Source organism: Pseudobutyrivibrio sp. LB2011 (assembly GCF_000701765.1).
GTDB classification, from domain to species: domain Bacteria; phylum Bacillota; class Clostridia; order Lachnospirales; family Lachnospiraceae; genus Pseudobutyrivibrio; species Pseudobutyrivibrio ruminis.
On record NZ_KL370823.1, the window covers coordinates 39605 to 45649 of the forward strand.

Annotated in this window: 7 protein-coding genes; 3 read left to right on the forward strand and 4 right to left on the reverse strand. The window is 40.9% G+C overall.

What is annotated here, in order from left to right; genetic code table 11:
- Positions 1–26 precede the first annotated feature (26 nt).
- The 4 genes from T375_RS11920 to T375_RS11935 all read right to left on the reverse strand — a co-directional run bounded on the left by T375_RS11920 (position 27) and on the right by T375_RS11935 (position 2663).
- Entirely contained in the window at positions 27–938 is a 912-nt protein-coding gene (locus T375_RS11920; protein ID WP_090395170.1) for a hypothetical protein, read from the reverse strand.
- A gap of 13 nt (positions 939–951) precedes the next feature.
- A complete protein-coding gene (locus T375_RS11925; protein WP_044938874.1) occupies positions 952–1389 on the reverse strand; it encodes a hypothetical protein in 438 nt (145 codons plus the stop codon).
- Between the two features lie 108 nt (positions 1390–1497).
- Entirely contained in the window at positions 1498–1908 is a 411-nt protein-coding gene (locus T375_RS11930) for a FeoC-like transcriptional regulator (protein ID WP_044938876.1), read from the reverse strand.
- A gap of 17 nt (positions 1909–1925) precedes the next feature.
- Positions 1926–2663: a ComF family protein gene (locus tag T375_RS11935; RefSeq protein ID WP_044938879.1), complete on the reverse strand. Its 738-nt coding sequence runs from the start codon at positions 2661–2663 to the stop codon at positions 1926–1928.
- A gap of 69 nt (positions 2664–2732) precedes the next feature.
- Between T375_RS11935 and T375_RS11940 the strand changes: the two genes are divergently transcribed.
- Genes T375_RS11940 through T375_RS13350 form a run of 3 tightly spaced genes read left to right on the forward strand, consistent with a single transcriptional unit; the run spans position 2733 to position 5837 of the window.
- On the forward strand, positions 2733–4130 hold the full coding sequence (locus T375_RS11940) for an ABC transporter substrate-binding protein (protein WP_044938888.1): 1398 nt from the start codon (positions 2733–2735) through the stop codon (positions 4128–4130).
- A 4-nt stretch (positions 4131–4134) separates the two neighbouring features.
- Complete coding sequence (locus T375_RS11945) at positions 4135–5256, forward strand: glycosyltransferase (RefSeq protein ID WP_044938891.1); 1122 nt, start codon at positions 4135–4137, stop codon at positions 5254–5256.
- Between the two features lie 53 nt (positions 5257–5309).
- The gene (locus T375_RS13350) at positions 5310–5837 is read left to right on the forward strand and encodes a serine O-acetyltransferase (RefSeq protein ID WP_049960429.1); all 528 of its coding nucleotides are present in this window, start codon (positions 5310–5312) and stop codon (positions 5835–5837) included.
- The last annotated feature ends 208 nt before the right edge of the window (positions 5838–6045 follow it).

A 6045-nucleotide genomic window follows, 5' to 3' on the forward strand; every position in this document is an offset into this window, starting at 1 on the left:
CCACTTCCTTACTACCCTAACGGGGATTATATTTTCTTTACTTCTTTTTCTTCTTCTACAATTCTGATCTTTGGTACTGCAGTTACATAATAGTAATAATCATCATCCTCAAACTGAACCTTTTCAATTCGTGAGTAGTCCAAATCAAGAATGAAGTAATTCAAAATGAAACCTACAACTAAGACGATAATATTGCCAAGGATGAGCCCTGGAATTTCGCCCTTTTGGCTAGTGAGCAAAAATCCTGCAATCATGATAATGAACTCTACGGCTACGCCTGCAAAGTTTGCAACTATCCATGACATATTGATGCTAGCCTGGCGAAGTAAATAAACAACTAAAAACATTGCAACCATGGCAGCCAAGAAGAAGTAGAACATCTTGCTCTTAAGAAGCTGCTCATTTAATAAAGAAAAGACTGAAACATCGCTAGTCTCATCAAGGATTGCAGCTGCATTGTTTTTGATTACGTGTAAGTAGTATGCGGTAACTGTTCCGCAGATAACTGAGCAAAGCTCGTTGATATTTGACATAAGGCCAGTGCCAAGTGCCATCACATATGGTGAATGGAATGAATAGCACACTGGAACCATGACCATATTGTAAGTATTTTTGCTTCTAAAATATGCACAAACGAGATAGCCAATGACCACCAATGCTAGTGCAACAAGAGCAACCTGAGCACCAAGCTCCGCTAAATCAATCAATAAAACTAACAATAAAATTAGGGAAACACCCTGAATAGGGAAAAATGCGCTTATTATGGTAATGATAATAGAAACCCAAAGCTGGCTAACTGTATCATTATAGCCAAAGTTGGATTTGATGCACATAAGACCTACGAAGGCAATAAGTGCGCTCCATATTTTCAAAAAAATCATTTCTCTGGAGAGAATGAATCTTCTAATGTCATCTCGTAATCTGATAAATGCGTTCATTTTATATAATCCTTTAGTATATTTCTTCTTTGTTTCTAGCAAGTAATGGTTTGGTCTGTTGAGCTTCATCCTCGTACATGAGGTTGAGCTTTGAGTATTTAGCTGCCAATTCTTTGATGAGACGTTTGCCCATTCTGTACTGCTTTGCAGCCCTGCGACGGGTATTGTGAACATGTACGATGATGTACAAAGCGTATACCAACAACCCGATTAAAATCATAAGTAAAATATACATTGTGGTGATATTCTCAAGGACATTGCCTGTAATATACAAAACAATTCCTACATAAATAACCGCAAAAAATACTGTGCCGGCGAGGAAGCCTCCCCAGCCATGTAGAGCTATGTATTCTTTTTTGGAGTAGCGAAGCATAGGCTGATATTCAGGGCCTAATTCCTTTTCGAAAATGGCCATGGATGTCATGTGCTTTACGCGCTCTTCATTTATCATAACAATCCTCTCATCTTTTTACCTAGTAATACAGAATGAGTATAGCATAAAATTGGCTGAAAAAGAAATACCCACTAGCTTTTGCTAGCAGGTATTTGAATTAATGCACTATTTTTCAAGGAAACGCATCTTATTTTTATTATCTGGTTTTTTCTTTGGCTCCTCAATTGGCTTTGGTTTTTCAATAGATTGAGCCAAAGAATTTGCCATAGTATTTTTACAATTTTCGCAGAATCTACCGGTTTTGATACTAGCGCCACAGTTTTCGCACTCGATACCGATTGGTGAATCGTCAGTAAACTGTAATCTTTCCTCACGAATCCACTGACGAAGCTGATTTGTGCTAACTTCATTGTCTTCTGAAATCTGCTGAATGCTAGCACGTGGATTATCCTGGATATAACTCTTTACCTCCTGGAACTTCTTCTCCAAATCGTCGCGACATGCAGGGCACATGTTAGGATTGCCTCCTATATAATTGAACAATCTGCCACAAGTTCTACAATTACGTACCTCCATAGATGATTCCTCCTACTTTAGTCGCTGCACTCGCCAATGCAGACGCACATACCAAATACCTCTTTTACTCCCCCACTCTTCAACACCCTGGCCACTTCGTCCATCGTTGTGCCAGTTGTGTAAATATCATCAACTATAAGTACTTTTCTAAATTGTACAACATTTTCCGTTAGTATAAAAGCTTTTAACAGATTTTTCTTTCTTTTTGTACTATTTAGTTCTTTCATTGCAACAGTATCCCTTTCTCGTCTGACAATTTTATCAGCGATGGGTATGCCTGTTTCCTTACTTAGCGCCTTTGCAAATACCTCTGCCTGGTTGTATCCGCGCTTCTTTTCTTTGGGGCCGTACATAGGCACCGGCACAATTGCATCTACATCAATGGCCTTTAGCCAGCTGCCATAGTTTCTCAATGCGTGAGTTGCAAATACTTTGCCGTAACATCTCCTATTAGAATACTTGAAGCGGTACATGGCTTCCTTCATGCCACCTGTGTATCTGAACACTGCTTTTGCCTGATCAAAATGATGCTTGTTTTCCTTACAATTATTGCAGAATTCTTCTGATGGATTATTGATAGGGCCGCCGCATTTTATGCAATAAGTACCTCCCACCAGTTTCACTTTTGGGGCGCATTCCTTGCAGATTCCCATATCTTTTTCTATTTTTAATAAAACTTTATCGCAAGCCACACATCGTTTTGGATATAATAACTCTAGGCAAAAGTCTATAATACCTTTGTCGAATTGTTTCATAAGACTCCTATTTGACTAATTTGGGATTTCTAATTATTATTTAGTAACTGAATCTTTGAAAGGAACAATATGAAAAAAAGATTTTTAAGCATAGCATTAGCTGCTACTCTCGGTCTTTCAACAGTTGCCTGTGGAAGCAACAACGAATCCGAGTCTGAAAAAGAAGTTAATGAAGAATCCACTGAGGATTCATATCAATATAATATATCAGCACTCTTATCCGAAGACAATACCTACAATGAAAATCTACTAAAGGGCTTTTCTGATGCCCTTTCAGATTATCTAGGTGAGGAACATTTTGTAATCACTACATCTTCTGTATCAGAGGATGCAACTAGTGAAGAAATTGCAAAGGCGGCTGTGAAAGACGGTTCGGATATGATTTTCACTGCTGGAAAACAAACACTTTCATCGGCAACATCTGCTACAGATACTATCCCAATCATCGCCACTGGCATTATCGATTTCAAGGGCACACTTAGAATCGCCAGCCTTGATGGAAAATCCTGGGACAAGACTACAGGCAAAAATGTTACTGGCATCAGCAGTAAGCCAAGCATCGTTGACCAGGTATCTCTTATGATAGAAGCAACTGACGATTTGCAGACTGTCGGCATTTTCTTTTCACCAGAGGACACCGATGCCATCTATCAGAACGAGATTTTCGAAGCATATCTGGATCAGGCGGGAATCCCTTGGAAGGAATATTTGATTCCAGCATCTGATACAGCAACAGATTATGCAGCGGAGGAAGAAGCACAAAATTCCACAGCTTTGACTCCTAGTAAATTCGTTGCATTCTCTGCAAAAGAGGGAATGGACAATAACGTAGTTGCTCTTAATGAGGACTCTGTTTTAGGTTTGAATTCACCATCATCTACACGAGTTGCTCTTCAGTCAGATTTCTGGACTGGCGGCAAGGTTGTAAGGGCATCTAGCAAGGTAGATGAAGAGACTTCGGAAGATGAGGAAGAATCTACTGAGTCGACTGAATCTGCTAGCGTAAAGTCTTCGAACGGTGATTCATCTGAGGAATCAGAAGAGGAAATCACTCTTGAGTCTCGCATCCAGGAAGCCTGCGATGAGTGTTCAGCAATCTACATCCCATTTGGCAGCATGCTTACAGACCAGATGGATGTTATCGGAGAAATCGCTACCGAATCAAAAGTTACTGTTGTTGCCGGAGACACAACAATCGGCGAAAACGCACTTGTAACACTTTTCTCTGACCCATATTCACTTGGATATGCAGCTGGCAAAAAGGCCGTACGTGTCTTCAACGGAGACGATATTACAACAATCAAAATCGGCTACGGCAGCTCAGATGATTCAGTTAAGCTTTACAACGGAAAAATTGCTGAGGAATTTGGAATGGAATTCCCTAAGTCATTCAGCGAAATTGACGAATTTTTAAGCACATATGTGTACGGCAGCAATACCGCCCGCTATTCTATTGCAGGAGAATAAATTCATGATTTTACATGTAATCAAATCCAAAATATATTCAGGGGCAGAAAATGTTGTCTGTCAAATTATAAAAGGTCTTTCTGATCGTGAGGAGTTCATTTATATGGCTCCTCATGGTCCTATAGAGGACAAGCTCAAATCTATCGGTCTTTACGACAATTACTACGGCATCGACAAGCTCGATGTTGCTTCAATAAAGGCAGCTGTTGAAAAGTTTCATCCAACAGTGGTTCACGCCCACGATTTCACAGCCAGCGTTCTTTGTGCTTTTGCGCTTAAGGGTAGCGTGCCAATCATTTCCCATCTACACAACAATCCACCATGGATTCAAAAATTTCATTACAAGACCATTTCTTATCTAATGGCTTGCAAGTATATTGACCATATTTTGATGGTTTCCGATGCTGTTAGAGATGAGTATCGCTACACCAGCAAGATTAAATGCCCTATCACCATCGTGGGAAATCCTTTTTCTGTGGATGGGGTTAAGTCTCAGGTGAAGCAGGAGCTTTTTGGAGCTGATGGCGCTGGGGTTTCGGGTGAAGCCGGCTTGGCTGGTGCTGAGATTTCAGCTGTGGCTGACACGGAGTTTCAGTGCTACGACAGTGATTTACTTTTTGTGGGGCGTCTTACAGAGCAAAAGAATCCTATGCTTGTGCTTGAGGTTGCTAAAGAGTTAGCTGAGGCCGGACTAGTGAAGCGAGTTCGAATTGTAGGTGATGGTGAGTTGATGCCAGAGCTTCAGCAATTTGTCATTGATAATAGACTTTCTGATGTGGTTGTTTTAGAGGGATTCAAAAAGAATTCTTACGACTATATGGCTTGCACAGAGGTTTTGATGATGCCTTCAAAATGGGAAGGTTTCGGACTTGTTGCTTTAGAAGCTATGTCTCTTGGAGTTCCTGTTGTCAGCACAAATAGCGGCGGACTAGTGAAAATCATGGATGATAGCTGTGGCTTCGTCTGTGAAGGTAAGGATGAATTTGTGGCTGCTATCACATCTCTTTTGACTGATGCTGATTTATATGCCAGCAAATCTTCTGGTGCAACCAAGCGTGCCATGGAATATAATAATATCGATGAGTATTGCGGAAAGCTGCTAGACATTTACAGATCATTTCAATAGAAGGTATGATGGCAGTCGCAATGCTGTTTAACAATCATTATTGGAGATAATTTATGACAAAAAAAGAGTACAAGGAATTACTCAGAAGTGATTTTTTAAGATATTCAAATGATGATACTTTTATCGGCCGTTTCAAGGCCTATAAAATGAAGCCTGGCTATGCTTGGAGCTACTGGTACAGAAAGCTCTGCTACCAAAATTCACATAGCTGGATGAAGCCTCTGGCCTTCATCACCAGGCTTCGCTTTCATAGTGTTGCTGTTAAATATGGTATCGATATTCCAAGCCACATCAAGCCAATTGGGGCCGGGTTCATGATTGATCATTTTTCATGCATCGTCATTCATGTGGACGCTGTCATCGGAAGTGGCGTCACAATCCGCCAGGGCTGCGTTGTTGGCACAAATGGCCGCGGCGTGCCAGTGATTGAGGATGGCGTAGACATCGGCGCCGGCGCAGCAATCATCGGGCCTATCACTGTAGGCAAGGGTGCCCGCATCGGCGCCAACGCGGTAGTTGTTCACGATGTCCCTGCCGGAGCCACAGTTGTAGGGAATCCAGGGCATGTAGTGAGCAAATAGCTGCGCATCGGACGATTGTTATTCGTCGTGGTTCGATAGGATGACTATATATTTCTGTGATGAGTGGGAATATATAGTCATTTTTGTTGTGTTCTGACTGTTTCTGACTATACCTTTTCATCATCTTTTGATTTATATAGTCATGCTTGCTCTTTTGGACTATATATCTTCAGCTTTTCTTGTTTATATAGTCATAAATTGCTGTGTG

What these genes read in the sequence shown, in the direction of transcription:
- T375_RS11930 (WP_044938876.1), bottom strand. Translation starts at nt 1,908, where the DNA reads ATGGAGGTACGTAATTGTAGAACTTGTGGCAGATTGTTCAATTATATA.
- T375_RS11940 (WP_044938888.1), top strand. Translation starts at nt 2,733, where the DNA reads ATGAAAAAAAGATTTTTAAGCATAGCATTAGCTGCTACTCTCGGTCTT.
- T375_RS13350 (WP_049960429.1), top strand. Translation starts at nt 5,310, where the DNA reads ATGACAAAAAAAGAGTACAAGGAATTACTCAGAAGTGATTTTTTAAGA.
- T375_RS11920 (WP_090395170.1), bottom strand. Translation starts at nt 938, where the DNA reads ATGAACGCATTTATCAGATTACGAGATGACATTAGAAGATTCATTCTC.
- T375_RS11935 (WP_044938879.1), bottom strand. Translation starts at nt 2,663, where the DNA reads ATGAAACAATTCGACAAAGGTATTATAGACTTTTGCCTAGAGTTATTA.
- T375_RS11925 (WP_044938874.1), bottom strand. Translation starts at nt 1,389, where the DNA reads ATGATAAATGAAGAGCGCGTAAAGCACATGACATCCATGGCCATTTTC.
- T375_RS11945 (WP_044938891.1), top strand. Translation starts at nt 4,135, where the DNA reads ATGATTTTACATGTAATCAAATCCAAAATATATTCAGGGGCAGAAAAT.